The 15,425-nt window shown below is 73.3% G+C and carries 14 protein-coding genes; 8 read left to right on the forward strand and 6 right to left on the reverse strand.

Going from position 1 to position 15,425, the window contains the following annotated elements; genetic code table 11:
- Positions 1-161 precede the first annotated feature (161 nt).
- Positions 162-653: a GNAT family N-acetyltransferase gene (locus tag J7F03_RS24725; protein WP_214953037.1), complete on the reverse strand. Its 492-nt coding sequence runs from the start codon at positions 651-653 to the stop codon at positions 162-164.
- A 203-nt stretch (positions 654-856) separates the two neighbouring features.
- On the opposite strand from J7F03_RS24725, the gene J7F03_RS24730 reads away from it, so the two are divergent.
- The gene (locus J7F03_RS24730) at positions 857-1,684 is read left to right on the forward strand and encodes a hypothetical protein (RefSeq protein ID WP_214953039.1); all 828 of its coding nucleotides are present in this window, start codon (positions 857-859) and stop codon (positions 1,682-1,684) included.
- Between the two features lie 126 nt (positions 1,685-1,810).
- Positions 1,811-2,482 (forward strand): TetR/AcrR family transcriptional regulator, encoded by a 672-nt coding sequence (locus J7F03_RS24735; RefSeq protein WP_214953041.1) that lies wholly within the window; start codon positions 1,811-1,813, stop codon positions 2,480-2,482.
- A 76-nt stretch (positions 2,483-2,558) separates the two neighbouring features.
- Here J7F03_RS24735 and J7F03_RS24740 read toward each other — a convergent pair whose 3' ends face one another.
- The gene (locus tag J7F03_RS24740) at positions 2,559-3,062 is read right to left on the reverse strand and encodes a carboxymuconolactone decarboxylase family protein (protein WP_214953043.1); all 504 of its coding nucleotides are present in this window, start codon (positions 3,060-3,062) and stop codon (positions 2,559-2,561) included.
- A 149-nt stretch (positions 3,063-3,211) separates the two neighbouring features.
- On the opposite strand from J7F03_RS24740, the gene J7F03_RS24745 reads away from it, so the two are divergent.
- Positions 3,212-4,195: a GlxA family transcriptional regulator gene (locus J7F03_RS24745; RefSeq protein ID WP_214953045.1), complete on the forward strand. Its 984-nt coding sequence runs from the start codon at positions 3,212-3,214 to the stop codon at positions 4,193-4,195.
- 144 nt (positions 4,196-4,339) lie between these two features.
- Positions 4,340-4,981, forward strand: a complete 642-nt coding sequence (locus J7F03_RS24750) for an isochorismatase family protein (RefSeq protein ID WP_214953047.1) — start codon at positions 4,340-4,342, stop codon at positions 4,979-4,981.
- 53 nt (positions 4,982-5,034) lie between these two features.
- Here J7F03_RS24750 and J7F03_RS24755 read toward each other — a convergent pair whose 3' ends face one another.
- Positions 5,035-6,936 carry an ABC transporter ATP-binding protein gene (locus J7F03_RS24755; protein WP_308379947.1) on the reverse strand — a complete coding sequence of 634 codons (1,902 nt, stop codon included), beginning with the start codon at positions 6,934-6,936 and terminating at the stop codon, positions 5,035-5,037.
- A gap of 454 nt (positions 6,937-7,390) precedes the next feature.
- Here J7F03_RS24755 and J7F03_RS24760 point away from each other — a divergent pair, with 454 nt between their 5' ends.
- On the forward strand, positions 7,391-9,376 hold the full coding sequence (locus tag J7F03_RS24760; RefSeq protein WP_251072422.1) for a bifunctional UDP-sugar hydrolase/5'-nucleotidase: 1,986 nt from the start codon (positions 7,391-7,393) through the stop codon (positions 9,374-9,376).
- Positions 9,377-9,392: 16 nt separating this feature from the next.
- Here the strand turns inward: J7F03_RS24760 and J7F03_RS24765 are convergent, their stop codons facing one another.
- Positions 9,393-10,829, reverse strand: coding sequence for a HAMP domain-containing sensor histidine kinase (locus tag J7F03_RS24765; protein ID WP_308379948.1), 1,437 nt, complete (start codon positions 10,827-10,829; stop codon positions 9,393-9,395).
- Entirely contained in the window at positions 10,822-11,499 is a 678-nt protein-coding gene (locus tag J7F03_RS24770) for a response regulator transcription factor (protein WP_214953049.1), read from the reverse strand. Before J7F03_RS24770 ends, J7F03_RS24765 begins: the two co-directional genes overlap by 8 nt.
- A gap of 132 nt (positions 11,500-11,631) precedes the next feature.
- Here J7F03_RS24770 and J7F03_RS24775 point away from each other — a divergent pair, with 132 nt between their 5' ends.
- Positions 11,632-12,294, forward strand: coding sequence for a hypothetical protein (locus J7F03_RS24775; protein WP_214953051.1), 663 nt, complete (start codon positions 11,632-11,634; stop codon positions 12,292-12,294).
- 139 nt (positions 12,295-12,433) lie between these two features.
- On the opposite strand, the gene J7F03_RS24780 is transcribed toward J7F03_RS24775, so the two are convergent.
- Complete coding sequence (locus J7F03_RS24780) at positions 12,434-14,071, reverse strand: AMP-binding protein (RefSeq protein WP_214953053.1); 1,638 nt, start codon at positions 14,069-14,071, stop codon at positions 12,434-12,436.
- A 155-nt stretch (positions 14,072-14,226) separates the two neighbouring features.
- Between J7F03_RS24780 and J7F03_RS24785 the strand changes: the two genes are divergently transcribed.
- The gene (locus tag J7F03_RS24785) at positions 14,227-15,261 is read left to right on the forward strand and encodes an amidohydrolase family protein (RefSeq protein WP_214953054.1); all 1,035 of its coding nucleotides are present in this window, start codon (positions 14,227-14,229) and stop codon (positions 15,259-15,261) included.
- Positions 15,262-15,279: 18 nt separating this feature from the next.
- Positions 15,280-15,423: a hypothetical protein gene (locus tag J7F03_RS24790; protein WP_214953055.1), complete on the forward strand. Its 144-nt coding sequence runs from the start codon at positions 15,280-15,282 to the stop codon at positions 15,421-15,423.
- Positions 15,424-15,425: the final 2 nt, after the last annotated feature.

A 15,425-nucleotide genomic window follows, 5' to 3' on the forward strand; every position in this document is an offset into this window, starting at 1 on the left:
GCACCGATGGGGTGACGCGCCCGCAATCCGACGCTCCGCCCTCTCGGACCGTCTCCCTCCGGTCTCGCCGGTCCCGCGCGCCGCACTCCCGCCCCGCGCCGTCCGCCTGGCCGGGCAGGCCGGCTCAGGCAGGTCGGACCGGGCAGGTCGGACCGGGCAGGTCAGCCGGCGGGGACGAAGGTGCGCCGGTAGCTCAGCCCGGGGCGGCCGTCGACGGTGAGGTCCCCCACCGCCGTGAAGCCGGTCCGGCGCAGGACCGCCGCGGATGCCGCGTTGTCGAGGGTGGTGACGGCGGTGAGGAGGTGGAGCCCGTACTCCGAAGCGGCGAGCCGGCAGACTTCCGCGACGGCGGCCGTGGCCGTGCCCCGGCCCGCCGCGCGTTCGCCGATCCGGTAGCCGAGTTCGGCGGAGCCTTGCTCGACGTCGACGAGGTTGACCCGGCCGACCAGTTCTCCGCGCGCGTCGAGCACGACGTGGAAGTGGCAGGCGCCCGTGTCCTGTTCGGCGAGCAGCGCGCGGTGGCGCTCGTCGAACCCGGTGAAGTACGCGTCCCCCCGGTCCGGCACGGACCGCGCGAAGTACTCCCTGTTCTCCCGCTCGAAGGCCAGCAGGATGTCTCCGTGGTCGGCCCGGAGCCTCTCGAGTCGCAGCATGCCCGGAGCCTATACGGGCCGTCCGGACCGGCTCCAAGGGATTTTCCGCGCTCCTCGCGGGGAACACCGTGGGAGCGTCGCAAGGTGCCCGGGAACCGGTAAGTCGGCCTTGACGCCGGGGTGTCGCAGGGGCATGCGACGATGTTTTCCTTGTCCGGGGGGACCGGGCTCGGACCGAGTCGGTATACGACCAAGGGGTGGGAATGAAGGCAGGGAAAGCCGCCGCGGGCATCACCGCGGCACTGATCGTGACGGTGGGCCTGAGCGCCTGTACGGCCGGCACGTCGGTGGGCAAGCATGCCGCCGACACCGCGGAGACCCTGGTCGCGACGCTCACGAAGGCTTCCGACGAGGCCTCGAAGTCGGGCTCGGCCAAGGTCAAGATGACCGTGACGATGCCCGACACCGGTGGCAAGCCGGTGGCGATGGAAGGCATCTACTCGTGGGGCAACGGCCTCGCGATGGAAGCCGAGATGCCGGCGAAGGACCTCCAGATGGAGGACCTGGTCGCGGACGGCACGGTCACGATGCGGCTCGTGCAGGGCGCGTACTACTACGGCATCGACCCGGCGCCGGACGGCCCGTTCAAGGGCAAGAGCTGGCTGAAGGTGGAGGCCTCCGCCGTCCTCGGCGAAAAGGGCGCCTCCGCCATGAACGCGGGCAACAGCGACCCGACGGCCGGCCTCAAAACGCTCAAGTGGGCCAAGGACGTCACCAAGGTCGGCACGGAGACCGTCAACGGCAAGAGCGCGGTTCACTACCACGCCACGATCCCCAAGGACAAGCTGGGCGACGCCGCTTCCCTGTTCGGCGCGGTGGGCGGCGGCACTGCCACCGAGCTCGTCGCGGACGTCTGGGTCGACGACGAGGGCATGCCCGCTCGGCTGAGCCAGACCTACGGCAGTGTCAGCGCCGACGTGGAGTTCCACTCCTTCGGCGTCGCGAAGGACATCCCCATCCCGCCGGCCGACGACACGGCCGACATGACCGAGCTCATCAAGAACGGCGGAGCCGGCACGGGCCAGGGCTGAGGTGCACGGCTGCCGGCCGGCGCGAGCCCGGCCGGCAGCACTCGGGGGGTGCGAGTGCGTACCGGACGGTTCAGTTCATATCCTGGGACCGCACGCATCGCCGCGCAGACGCGAAGGACACCTCCCATGGAAGCCGACACGGCGAGCGCCACGGACGAGTACGGCATCCCGGTCAGCCCCGGCCCCTCCGACGCCTCCCGGCTCAAGCGCCAGGCGATCATCGACGCGGCCGCAGCCGAGTTCCTGGCCGAGGGCTACTCCGCCGCCTCCATGGACGCGATCACCAGCCGCTCCGGCGTTTCCAAGGCCACGATCTACAAGCACTTCGGCAACAAGGAGCGGCTGTACCTCGCCGCCATCGGCGGGATACTGCGCCGCACGTACGCCGGCCTCGAACCCTGCAGCTCCACCATCGCCGAGGCCGACGACCTGCGCGGCGCCCTGATCAGCCTCACCCGGGACTGGGCCACGCTGATGCTGCGCCCCGACATCATGTCGCTGCGCCGGCTGGTCATCGGGGAGATCGACCGCTTCCCGCAGCTCGGCCGGCTCTGGTACCGGATCACGTACGACATGAACAACGGCCCGCTCACCGAGGCCGTCACCGCGCTCAACCGGAGCGGGAAGCTCGACGCTCCCGACCCCGCGCTCGCCGTCCAGCAGCTCGTCGCCGCCACCGTGGGCGTCCCGCAGCTCGTCCACACCTTCGCGCCCGACGCCGAAACCGACCCGGTGGAGCTCACCCGCGTCGTCACCTCGGGCGTGGACCTGTTCCTGGCCCGGTACGCCACCTCGTAGCCGTACCCGGAATCCGGCACCCGGCGGCCGTGGCCGTGGCCGCCGGACGCCGGACACGGCGGTCACCCGGCTCGGCTCACGTCCACTGCTCGGCGGGCGACCTCCCGGGCAGCGGCTTGCCGATGAGGGCCAGCGCGCTGAAGAAGTTGACCTGGCCGATCGCGATCGCGAGGGTGGCGAGCGCCTTGGCGTCGTAGTGCGCGGACGCCTCGGCGTACAGCCCGTCGGGAACCCGCTCACCGTGCACGGACGGCTGGAGCACCGCTTCCGCCAGCTCCAGCGCGGCGCGCTCGGCGCCGGTGAAGTACGGCGCGTCCCGCCAGGACGCCACCGCGGTGATCCGCTCCTCCGTCTCCCCCGCCCTGCGCAGGTTCCCCGTGTGCAGGACCGTCAGATAGGTGTTGCCGACGATCTGGCCGGCGCGCAGCTGGATCAGCCCGATCGTGATCCGTGCCACCGATCCGTTGCCCGTGGCCTTGAACAGCGCCGCCCCCACCTCGCCGAGTTCGGGAACGAGCTCCTGCGGGTTGGACATCCGCGAACCCGCCGCGATCCCCGCCGTCTTCGTACGCGCTTCCATGTCCGTCTTCCTTCCGTAGCACCGTCGTTGTCGTCGTTCTCCGCTATGACGAACCCCGTCGCGCGGATGTGACAGGCGTGCGCGTGCGTGTCCGGATGTGACAGAAGGCCGTCATTGCGGATGTGGGGGGCGGAGGCGACGATGGGGACATGCCCCGCACCCGCCGTATCGTCATCGTGGTCTTCCCGGACGTCGATCTCCTCGACGTGACCGGCCCGGCCGAGGTCTTCGCCCTGGCCAACCGGGAGACCGGGGGCCGCGCGGGCTATCTGGTGCAGCTGGCGGGCCCCTCGCGCGGCGAGGTCACCACTGCGGCCGGGGTCCGGCTGCTGGCCGACCTCTCCTTCGCCGAGGTCGGCGGTGTGCTGGACACGCTGCTCGTGCCCGGCGCGGTGGACCTGCGCCCGGAGGGTCCGGTCGCCCGGGTCGACCGGGAGATCGTGGAGTGGGTCAAGGCGACGGCGCCGCAGGCCCGCCGGGTGGCGTCGGTGTGCGTGGGCGCGCACCTGCTGGCCGCGGCCGGGCTGCTGGACGGGAAGCGGGCGACCACCCACTGGTCGACCGCCGCCCAACTGGCCGCCGAGCATCCGGCGGTGACGGTGGACGCGGACCCGATCTTCGTGAGGTCGGGGAAGGTGTGGACCGGCGCGGGGATCAGCGCGTGCATGGACCTGGCGCTGGCGATGGTCGCCGAGGACCTGGGCGAGAAGGTCGCCCTCGCGGTGGCCCGGCAGCTGGTGATGTACCTCAAGCGCCAAGGCGGGCAGAGCCAGTTCTCGGTGCCGCTGAGCCGGTCCGCCGGGTCGCGGCGGGACATCGAGGAACTGCGGACGTACATCGCGGAGCACATCGAAGGCGATCTGTCCGCGGCGGCGCTGGCCGGGCGGATGGCCCTGAGCGAACGGCACTTCGCGCGGGTCTTCCGCAAGGAGACCGGCACCAGCCCGGCCTCGTACGTCGAGGCCGTCCGGGTGGAGGCGGCCCGGCGTCTGCTGGAGAACACCGAGGAGCCGCTGGACCGGCTCGCCGCCGCCTGCGGATTCGGCTCCGTGGAGACCTTGCACCGGGCGCTGCGCAAGCAGATCGACACGACGCCCGCCGCCTACCGCCGCCGCTTCCGCACCACCACCTGACCCTCACGCCCCCACTCCGCACCTCCCTCTTCAATCCTGCCTCTTCACCAACCCCTCATTCACCGAACCCGGGCACGCGCGGGCCGTGCGGCTTCGCCATGCCCGCTCGCTCCGATTTCCCCTCCATGAAAGGAACCCCTTCCCATGAACGCTCCGACGACCGCTGCGACGACTGCTCCTCCTACGGCCGCTTCGCCGACGCTGCGCGAGGTGTTCGGGCTCGATTCCCGGCTGCCCGAACTCGCCGACACCACCCTGGTCATGATCGATTTCCAGAACACCTACACCACCGGGGTGATGGAACTGGACGGCGTACGGGAGGCCCTCGCGGCCGGTGCCAGACTGCTCGCCGCAGCCCGCGCCGCCGGGGTCCCCGTGGTCCACGTCGTGAACGACGGGGGCGAGAACTCCCCCTACGACATCGGTGCGGAGATCGGCGCCGTCTGCGACGAGGTCGCCCCCGTCGACGGGGAGCCGGTCGTGGTCAAGCAATTCCCCGACGCCTTCCACGACACCGATCTGGAGAAGGTCCTGCGCGAGCTGGGGGCGGGGACCGAACTCGTGCTGGCCGGCTTCATGACGCACATGTGCATCGTCTTCACCGCCCACGGGGCCATCACCCGCGGCTACCGGCCCACCGTCGTCGCCGAGGCCACCGCCACCCGCCCGCTGGCCGGCCCCGACGGCACCGTCGTCTCCGCGGCCGCCCTGCAGGCCGCCTCGCTGGTCACGGTTTCCGACCGGTTCGGCGCGGTCGCCGCCACGGTGGACGAGTTCATCGGCTGACCACCACCGACGGCCGCCGCCCCCGTCCTGCGGGCCGGGGGCGGCGGCCGTGTTCAGCGGTCCTGGGAAAGCCCGTACAGCTCGGCGAAAGTGCCGCCGAGGGCGGTCAGTTCGGCGAAGGTTCCGGTCTCGGTGACGCGGCCCTTCTCCAGGACGATGATGCGATCGGCCAGCCGGCAGTTCTCCAGCCGGTGAGTGACGATCATGGTGATCCGGTCGTCCTTCATCTCCCGCAGCCCGGTGAAGATCCGGTGCTCACCGCGCGCGTCCATCGCCGAGGTCGGCTCGTCCATGATCAGGAGCCGGGGCCTGCGGTGGAAGGCCCGGGCGCAGGCCAGGCGTTGCCACTGGCCGCCGGAGGGTTCGTGGCCGCCCCACAGTGAGCGGGCCAGGAGCGTGTCCAGGCCCTGCGGGTACTCCCGTACGGCCTCGCGCAGGCCCACCGCGGCGAGCGCTTCCCAGACGGCCGCCTCGCCCCGCTCTCCGGGCTGGCCGAGGGTGACGTTCTCGCGTGCCGCGAAGGGCCACTGCGCGTAGGACTGGGCCACCAGTCCCACGTGCGTCCACAGGGTCCGCTGGTCGTGGGCCCGCGTCGGGACTCCGTCCCAGTACGCCTCCCCCTCGCTCGGCACCGTGAGGCCCGTCAGCAGGCGGATGAGGGTGGACTTGCCGGCGCCGTTCTCGCCGACGACGGCGACGATCTCGCCCCTCGTGAGCGACAGGCTCACCGGGCCGAGCGCCGGAGCGTCCTTGCCGGGGTAGGTGTACGAGGCGTTCTCCAGGCTGACCTTGCCCGGCGGCGCGGCTTCCACCCCGCCCCGGGTGGCGCCGAGTTCGCGCGCCTGGCCCAGGAAGAGGCGGTAGTCCTCCAGGTAGAGGGCGTGCTGGAACATGGCGGCCCCGTACACCACGAGGCTGGACAGGGCGGAGGCGGAGGTCCGCATGGCGACGATCGCGGTGCCCGCCGCCGCGAGGGCCATGGATCCCGTGAGGACGAGTGCGGCGAGCGCCGCCCACGTGCCGGCCTGGAAGAGTCCGCCGAGGGCCGCGGCGAGCAGCGAGACGCGCAGGTACCGCGGGGCGGAGCCGACGAGTTTGGCGTCGATGCGGGCGCAGACGGCGGCGTACCAGGCGTGCGCGTAGGGGCGCATGGAGTTGCAGCGCAGCTCGTCGCCGAGCTTGTGGGTGGTCAGGTACCAGCGCATCATGCCCCGGATGTTGCGCGAGGCGATCGTCTCGTTGTGGAGGGCGTAGTCGAGGCGGGCGGCGATGACGGCCCCCACGCCGCGGGGTACGACGCAGAGCAGGAGCAACGGCATCAGGACGGGGTGGACGACGGCGAGGACGCCGGCGACCGCGACGAGGTTGATCAGGCCGTTGGTGAAGGCCATGGCGTCCTTGACGAGCAGGGACGAGCGGGCGGCGCCGATCTCGGCGGCCTCCGAACGGTCGGAGAACCCGGGCTCGTCGTAGGCGGAGACCTCCACGTCCATGTGGGCGTCGACCATCTCCAGGTCGGCCGTAGTGCTCAGGCGAGGGGTCAGCCGGCGGGCCGCGCTGCCCGCGGCGATCTCGGCCGTCGTCCCGGCCCCCGCCGCCACCGCCGCGATCGCCAGCGGCCAGGCGGCGGCCCTGATGCGCTCTCCCGCGTCGCCCGCTGCGAGCAGCGGGCCCATCGCGTCGGCGACCCCGGCGAGGGTGGCCGCCGTACAGGCCCCGGCGAGGATCTGGCCGGCCAGCAGCCAGGTCACGCAGGCGCGGTCGATCCGCCAGGCCATCCGCGCGGTCTGGGCGAGCGCGGCGGGCAGCCGCGCGGCCATCTCCCGGAGCGAGAGGTGCTCCATGGCCAGGTTGTGCGTGCCCCAGGCGAAGGTGAACTCGGGCGGGTCGGCGGCCGCCGGTCCGCGTGGTGGGGGCACCGTTCCCCGTGCCGGCCGTTGCGTCTTCTCAGCCACGTGCGGCTCCTTCACGTCGTCGTCGAACCACGGCGGTCCCCCCGCCGCGGACCCGCGCCACGGCATGGCGGAGCGGGGCCGCGAACCGCCCTGGAGGAACCGTTGAGTGAGGGAGTACATCCGAGCCGGGAAGGCGGAGTAACGAGAACCGGCCTTCGTGCCGGGCCCGTGGGCGCGGCGGCGCGAGGGGCCGGGGGCAGCCGTCCGGGGCCCGCCGAGGGGCGAGAACGGCCGGATACCGACGGAGCGCGGGGGAAAGGCCTTGCACGCCCCCGGCTCGTGCCGGGAGGGTCGGGAGGCGCACGCGGGGCGGGTGCCGACACGGCGACGGGATGAAGTTCCCCGTACTTTCGCCCGGGTGACGTATGCCGCGAAACGGGCGGCCGTACGGAGCCTGCAGACTGCTCGCGTACGGGCGGGAGTCGGCCCGCCACCAGTGGAAACGGGAGCGCTGATGGAAGAGTTCGGCCGGCGCCGGTTCCTGGCCCGGGCAGCCCGGGCAGCCGGGGCCCTGGGGAGGGCCGGGGCCGTCGGGGCGGCCGGCGCGACCGGCGTCAAAGCCCTGACCGGCGTCGCGGCGGCGGCCACCGGCGCCGCGCGCGACGCGGCGAGCGCGGCGGGGTACGTCGACGTGCAGCTGCTCCACATCACCGACCTGCACGGCTACCTCACCGCTCCCCCGGCCCGGGATTCCGTCATCACCGGCGCGGGCGGCCGGAAGTACGCCGTCGGCGGGGTCGCCTACATGGCCACCCATCTGGCGCGGCTGCGGGAGGGTCGGGCCAACTCCTTCTTCTTCGCACCGGGCGACCTCTTCTCCGGCTGGGAGTTCCCCGCGTTCACCCTCGCCGACGAGCCCACGATCGAGGCCCTGAACCGGCTCGGCCTGGACTTCGCCACGGCCGGCAACCACGAGTTCGACCGTACGCCCGGCTTCCTCCGCCGGCACATGGAGCAGGGGCTCCCCTACGAGGGCGCGGGGTCGACGAACACGTTCCCGGATTCGGGCGGCGCCCTCTTCCACGGCGCCGACTTCCGCTACTACAGCGCCAACGCCGTGTCCACGGCGACCGGAGAGACTGCGCTTCCCCCCTACAACATCGAGTGGGTCGACGCCCCGGGCGGACGGCGCCTGCCCATCGGCTTCATCCACCTGACGGCCGTCGGCAGCGAATCCTTCACGAACTCCTTCCAGCCCGGCCTCACCACCCTCGACGAGCTGTCCGCCGCCAACCTCTGCGCCGCCCGGCTCAAGGCGCTCGGGGTCGGCGCCATCGTGCTGAGCATGCACGACGGGGCCGTGGCGGGGACCGACTTCGACTCCGGCGAGGAGCCCAGCGGCCCGGCCTACGAGCTGGCGCTGCACGTGTCCCCGGACATCGACGCGATCGTGACGGGGCACTGGCACTGCGCGTTCAACATGATGCTGCCGGACCCCGAGGGGCGGCCGAGGCCGTTCGTGGAGGCCGGCTGCCACGGACAGATCGTGGGTGAGATCGTCCTGCGGCTCGACCCCGACACCGGTACGGTCGTCCGCGAGCTCACCACCTCCGTCAACCACCCCAACACCCGTGACGTGGTGCCCGATCCGGTGCTCCAGGAGGTCGTCGACCACTGGACCGGCTACGCGAGGCAGCACGGGGCGGCGGTCATCGGACGCCAGCGCGCCTCCTTCAGCCGCCGGCTCTCGCCGGCCGGCGAGTCCACCATGGGCAACCTCGTCGCCGACTGGGCGCTGTGGGCCGCGGGGCAGACACCCGACTCCTTCGACACCAGCCCCCGGCCCGCCCGTTCCGGCGCGGACCTGGCGCTCATCGCGCTCGCCCCGCGCGTCGGCCGCAGCGTCATCAACACGGACCTGCTCGCCGGCCCCGCCCTGGACGACCCGATCGCCTTCGAGCGGGCCTGGAAGGCCGTCGGCTACGGATGCCCGCTGGTCAGCGCCGAGGTGAGCGGGCAGCAGATCCACGACGCACTGGAGCAGCAGTGGGCCGTGAACGGCTTCGGCGTGCTGACCTACGCGCCGCTCGCGGTGTCGGCCAACGTCCGCTACTCCTTCGACGCGGAGCGGCCCGCCGGAGACCGGGTCGCGCCGGGCGACGTCCTCATCGGCGGCGCCGCGCTGCGCCCGGAGGCCGCGTACCGGGTGGTGACCACCTCGTACACGCTGACCGGACAGGACGGCTACCCCGCGCTCGGCGGGTACCGGGAGCCGGCCCGCCACCGGCGCGACGTGGAGAGCTTTCCCGCGTACGTCACGGCCCTCGGCACCCTGCGAGCCGTGTCCACGGGCCGGGTGACCGCCAAGGGCGCGGCCCACCTGGCCCCCGGGGAGGAGGGCCTGCTGATGACGCCGGCCGATCCGGTGCCGGCACTGCCGACGCCCGTCGCGGCGGAGGAGGAGGCCGCCCGGGACGCGGGCCGCCGGCCGGTCTGCTGACCCGCGCTCGGGCCGTCTACGGGCCCAGCGGGAGGGTAGCCACCAGTCGGGCGCCCTTCGGGGAGTCCCGGACGGCGAGGGTGCCGCCCAGCCGGAGGGCGATGTCGCGGGCGATGGCCAGGCCCAGCCCGGTGCCGCCCTCGTCGCGTGCGCGGGCGTCGTCGAGCCGGGTGAAGCGTTCGAAGACGCGTTCGCGGTCGGCCGGCGCTATGCCCGCGCCGTCGTCGGTGACCTCCAGTACGGCCTCGCCGCGGACCTCGTCGACGGCGAGGACGAGCAGGACCCGGTCCTCGGCGTGCCGCCGCGCGTTGTCCAGCAGATTGGTGACCAGCCGCGACAGCCAGCCGGTGCTGCCGCGCACCGCGATCCCCGGTGCGATGTCGGCCTGTACGGGCACCCGGTCGCCCTTGCGCGGACGGGCGGCCTCCCGGACCACCTCCGTGAGGTCGACGGCGGCGCCGGGCGGCGGCTCCGCAGTGTCGAGGCGGGCCAGCAGGAGCAGGTCGGCCGCGAGGTCCTGGAGCCGTACGGTGTCCTCCAGCGCGCCGCTGAGCAGCTCGCCCCACAGCGCCGGATCCGGGTGGGCCTGCGCGACCTCCAGCTGGGTGCGGAGCACGGTGATCGGGCTGCGCAGCTCGTGGGAGGCGTCCGCGATGAAACGGCGCTGGCGGATTCCGGCGGCCTCCAGCCGGTCCAGGGTGGCGTTCATGGTGACGGCGAGCCGGGCCACCTCGTCACCGGTGCGCGGGACGGGCACCCGGCGGTGCAGTTCGCGGTCGCCGATCTCGGCGACCTCGGCGCGGATGGCCTCGACGGGGCGCAGCGCCCAGCCGGTGACCCGCCAGGTGATCGCGGCCACGACCAGCACGAGCAGCGGGACCGCGACGAACAGCGCCGCCATGATGGTGTCGTCGGCCGTGTCGGCGTCCCTGAGCGAGGTCCCGGCGTAGACGGTGACCAGGCCCTTCGAGGTGACGGTGGTGACCTGGACGACGCGCTGGCGGTGCTGCTCGCGTACGCGCACGCCCTTCCAGGTGTCCCGGACGGTGCCCGGGGTGCGGGGCGGGGCGGGCACGAGCGCGGGGCGGCCGGCGAGGTTGGGGCTGGCCGCCAGGACCCGGCCCTGCGCGTCGACGACCTGGAGGAAGTCCGTGCCGCGGCCCGGGACGGGGGCGGGGTCCAGCCGGCCCGCGGCCACGAGCGCCGCGATGTTGACGGCCTGGCGTTCTGCGTCGGCCTGGGCGCCGCGGGTCAGATTGGTCTCCAGCGCCCCGAGCAGGGCGAAGGCGGCCGCGCCGAGGGCCAGCGCCACCACGGCCGAGGCACCCAGGGTCGCCTGGGCACGCACCGACCGCGGTCGCAGCCGGTACGCGCCTTCGCGCAACCGGTACGCCGCCGCGCGCAGCCGGGCCGGGGCGCGGCGGTCCTCCTGGTTCCCGTAGGACTCAGCCACCGTCGGCCGCCAGCCGGTAGCCGGCGCCGCGGACGGTCTCCACGGCGGCCCGCCCGAAGGGAGCGTCTATCTTCCGCCGGAGCGCGCTGACGTGCACCTCGACGACGTTGAGGTCGCCCTCGTAAGCGGCGTCCCAGACGTGGTCGAGGATCTCCCGCTTGGGCACGACTTCGCCGGCCCGGCTCGCCAGGTGCACCAGGACGGCGAACTCGCGCGAGGTCAGTCGGGCTTCGACGCCTCCGCGCGTGCAGCGCCGGCGGGCCGGGTCGACGACGAGGTCGCCGAACTCCATGACCTGCGGGCTGCGGCGGCCGGTGCGCCGGATCAGGGCGCGCAGGCGGGCCACGAGGACGACGTAGGAGAACGGCTTGGAGAGGAAGTCGTCCGCCCCGGTGTCGAGTGCCTCGGCCTCGTCGTACTCGCCGTCCTTCGCGGTGAGCATGAGGATGCCGGACTCGCAGCCGGCCGCGCGCAGCCGGGCGCAGACCCGGTAGCCGTTGAGGCCGGGCAGCATGATGTCGAGCACGATGGCGTCGTAGTCGTGCTCGCCTGCCATCCACAGCCCTTGCGGACCGTCGTGTGCCGTGTCCACCGTGAAACCCTCGGCCCGCAGACCGCGTTGCAGAGCGGCGGCCAGCCGCCGCTCGTCCTCGACTACCAGTACGCGCATGGGGCAAGGTTCTCAGGTCGCGTCGCGGGCTTGCTGAAGGGTTCTTCAGCTCGCTTCAGCGGAGCTTCAGGGTCCTGCTCGCAGGATCGGCCGAGCCGGGCGCGTCGCCCGGAGAACGCGAGGAGCATCCAGATGACCGAGTCCAGTCCCCAGCAGCCCGAGTACCCGGCGGAGCCGGGCGAGGGCAGTGCCACCGCGACCGGCAAGGCGCCGGGGCGCGGTGCCCGGATCGCCCGGTTCGCCCGTGAAGGCCGGGCCCGCTGGGTGGCGCTCGGGCTCGTGGTCGTGGCGGCCGGCGGCGCGGGGGCCACGGCCGTCGCCGTGGCGGACCACGAGCACGACGTCCGGCGCACGCGCGCGGAGCGCCTCTGGGACCGGTTCGACGTCGAGCGGCAGGCGGAGGGTTCGGTGAAGGCGCCGGTGCCCGTGCGTCCCGCCAAGCCCGGTCAGCCCGGGCAGCCCGGCCTGAAGGGCCAGAAGGGCGGCGTCCGGAAGGACGGCGCGGAGCGGCCCGGCCTGCCGGACGGCCCGGACGGAACCGTCGTGGACCGGGCCGACCGGGCCCCCGTACCCCTTCCCGCGCTGCCGGCGGCGCAGGCCCTGGAGAAGGCCGAGGCCGCCGTCCCCGGCGGCAAGGCCGAAGCGCTGCGGGTGGTCGCCCAGCAGGGCGGCGGGAGCGCCTGGCGGGTGGTGGTCCTCGGCTCCGACGGGGTCCGGCACGCGGTGACGCTGGCCGGCGACGGCACGGTCACGAGCAACACGGTCGCCGGGAAGGGTGCCGGGGCGGGGCGCTGAGCGGATTCCGGCGCGCGTCCGGTGCCCGGCCCGCCGAGGCGGGGGCACCGGACGCGGGCAGCGGGCGGGGCGGACACATGGCGCGGGCCGGACGCCCGCCCCCGGGCCCTCCCGGCACCGTGTCGTACGGGCCCGCGCCCTACGGGCCCGCGGGCGGGTCCAGCAGCCGGGCCGCCATCTCCCGCATCTCGATCTTGCGGATCTTGCCCGTCACCGTCATCGGGAACTCCTCCACGACGTGGACGTAACGCGGGATCTTGAAGTGGGCCAACCGGCCCTCGCAGTACGCGCGGACGGCCACCGCGGTCAGCGGCTCCGCGCCCTCGCGCATCCGTACCCACGCCATGAGCTCCTCCCCGTACTTCGGGTCGGGCACACCGATCACCTGGACGTCCATGACGGCCGGGTGCCCGTGCAGGAACTCCTCGATCTCGCGCGGGTACAGGTTCTCGCCGCCCCGGATCACCATGTCCTTGATCCGGCCGGTGATGCTCAGATAGCCGTCGCCGTCCATGACGGCGAGGTCGCCGGTGTGCATCCAGCGCGCCGCGTCGACGGCCTCGGCGGTGCGCTCGGGCTGGTCCCAGTAGCCGAGCATGACCGAGTAGCCGCGGGTGCACAGCTCGCCCGGTTCGCCGCGCGGGACGGTCCTGCCGGACGCCGGGTCGACGACCTTGGCCTCCAGGTGCGGTCCGACCCGGCCCACGGTCGAGACCCGCCGCTCGACCGAGTCGTCCACACGGGTCTGGGTGGAAACCGGCGAGGTCTCCGTCATCCCGTAACAGATGGACACCTCGCGCATGCCCATCCGGTCGATGACCTCCTTCATCACCTCCACCGGGCAGGGCGAGCCCGCCATGATGCCCGTGCGGAGGCTGGAGAGGTCGTAGGAATCGAAGTCCGGGTGGGCCAGTTCGGCGATGAACATGGTGGGGACGCCGTAGAGGGAGGTGCAGGACTCCGCCTCGACGGCGGCCAGGGTGGCGCCCGGTTCGAAGGCGGGCGCGGGGATGACCATGGCCGCGCCGTGGCTGGTGCAGGCGAGGTTGCCCATGACCATGCCGAAGCAGTGGTAGAGGGGGACCGGGATGCAGACCCGGTCCAGCTCGGTGTAGCCGCACGACTCGCCGACGAAGAAGGCGTTGTTCAGGATGTTGTGGTGCGAGAGCGTCGCACCCTTGGGGAATCCGGTGGTCCCCGAGGTGTACTGGATGTTGACGGGATCGTCCGGGCTCAATGCGGCCTGGGCGCGGACGAGTTCGGCCGGGTCGCCCTGACGGCCGTGCTCCAGCAGGGAGTTCCAGAGCGTGCCGTCCAGCAGGGCCACGAACTCCAGTGCCGTGCAGCGCGGCCGGACCTCCTCGATCATGGCCGCGTAGTCGGAGGTCTTGAACCGGTCCGCCGCCACCAGCAGCCGGATCCCGGACTGGCACAGGACGTATTCCAGCTCGTGGGAGCGGTAGGCCGGATTCACGGTGACGAGGATCGCCCCGATCTTGGCGGTGGCGTACTGCACCAGCGTCCACTCGGCGCGGTTGGGGGCCCAGATCCCGACCCGGTCCCCCTTGACGATGCCCAGGTCCAGCAGTCCGAGCGCGAGGGCGTCGACGTCGGCGGCGAACTGCGCGTACGTCCACCGGCGTCCGGTCGCCGCCTCGACGAGGGCGTCCCGGCCGGGGAACCTGCGTACGGTGCGGTCGAGGTTCTCGCCGATGGTGTCGCCCAGCAGCGGCACCTCGCACGCCCCTGACGCGTAGCTCGACTCGACGGACGGCACATGGACCCCCTGGGCTCGGTTGCGGGCGCCGGAGCCCCTTCGCGCCGGCGCCCCCTCATGATCCTCGCGGCCCGCGCCGGGGACCAGACCCCGGCGGGTGACGGCGTACCCGTCCCCGATTGGCCGACTCGGCGGGCAGAGCGTTCCATCGAAGGGTGACCACTTCGACGGCACCGACCTCCTCGGCTCCCGCGAGGTCGCCGACGGCTCCGCCGCCGACGCCGGTCTCGCGGATCGACGTACACGCTCACCTGTGGACCGCCCGGTACCTGGACCGGCTGGAGCGGCTGGGCAGGACCGACACCGGCACCCAGCGGCACATCGGAGCGGACGCCACCCCGGCCGACCTCGGCCACCGCTTCGCCCTCATGGACCGGGCGGGCATCGCCCACCAGGTGCTCTCCGTGCCCCCGCAGTCGCCGCACCTGCCCCGGGAGTCCGACGCGGTGGCGCTGGCCCGAGAGGTCAACGAGACGTACGCCGAGTTGGTCGCCCGGTGGCCCGGGCGCTTCCGGGCCTTCGCAGCGCTGCCGCTGCCGCACGTGGACGCGGCACTCGTCGAGCTCGCGTACGCCCTCGACGAGCTCGGCATGGCCGGGGTCGCCGTGACCACGACCGTCCGGGGCCGGACGCTGGCCGATCCGCTCTTCCACCCCTTGTACGAGGAGCTCGACCGGCGCGGAGCCGTCCTGTACGTCCACCCCGCGGGCGAGGGCGCCGGCAGCCCGCTGATCACCGGGCACCACATGACGTGGATGGTCGGAGCACCGGTCGAGGACACGGTGGCGGTCATGCACCTCGTCCTCGCCGGACTGCCCCTGCGCTACCCCGGGATGCGGATCCTGGCCTCCCACCTCGGCGGCGCGCTGCCGATGCTGGTGCGCAGGCTCGACGACCACCTCGCCTACGAGTCTCCGCAGACGCCCGAGGCCCCCTCGGTGGCGGCCCGCCGGCTCTGGTACGACACCGTCGCGCACTGCCACGGGCCCGCACTGGCCGCGGCCGCGGCCTCCTTCGGCGCGGACCGGCTCGTCCTCGGCACTGACTTTCCCTACGAGGACGGGGAAGTGTTCGTGCGCTCGGTCTCCTACATCACGGAGTCGGGGCTGGCCCCGCGGGACGCCGCCGCGATCCTCGACACGAACGCGGCCGCGCTGCTCGGCACGGCCGGGACCCCGGCAGGCGGGTGAGAGGGATGTCCGACGATCGTGACGGTTCGCGCGGGGCCGAGCCGGCGGTACGCCGCACCGTGCCGCAGGGATCGCCGAGCGGTGGACGTGGTGGTCGCCATGGCCGCGGTGGCCGTACGGCCCGTCGCGGTCGCGGTGCTCGTGCGGCGCGTGCCCGTGTGACG

This window comes from Streptomyces sp. ISL-43, from assembly GCF_018614195.1.
In the GTDB taxonomy this organism is placed as follows: Bacteria; Actinomycetota; Actinomycetes; order Streptomycetales; family Streptomycetaceae; genus Streptomyces.

Coding starts and splice junctions, on each gene's coding strand:
- J7F03_RS24725 (WP_214953037.1), bottom strand. CDS start 653: ATGCTGCGACTCGAGAGGCTCCGGGCCGACCACGGAGACATCCTGCTG.
- J7F03_RS24730 (WP_214953039.1), top strand. CDS start 857: ATGAAGGCAGGGAAAGCCGCCGCGGGCATCACCGCGGCACTGATCGTG.
- J7F03_RS24735 (WP_214953041.1), top strand. CDS start 1,811: ATGGAAGCCGACACGGCGAGCGCCACGGACGAGTACGGCATCCCGGTC.
- J7F03_RS24740 (WP_214953043.1), bottom strand. CDS start 3,062: ATGGAAGCGCGTACGAAGACGGCGGGGATCGCGGCGGGTTCGCGGATG.
- J7F03_RS24745 (WP_214953045.1), top strand. CDS start 3,212: ATGCCCCGCACCCGCCGTATCGTCATCGTGGTCTTCCCGGACGTCGAT.
- J7F03_RS24750 (WP_214953047.1), top strand. CDS start 4,340: ATGAACGCTCCGACGACCGCTGCGACGACTGCTCCTCCTACGGCCGCT.
- J7F03_RS24760 (WP_251072422.1), top strand. CDS start 7,391: ATGGAAGAGTTCGGCCGGCGCCGGTTCCTGGCCCGGGCAGCCCGGGCA.
- J7F03_RS24770 (WP_214953049.1), bottom strand. CDS start 11,499: ATGCGCGTACTGGTAGTCGAGGACGAGCGGCGGCTGGCCGCCGCTCTG.
- J7F03_RS24775 (WP_214953051.1), top strand. CDS start 11,632: ATGACCGAGTCCAGTCCCCAGCAGCCCGAGTACCCGGCGGAGCCGGGC.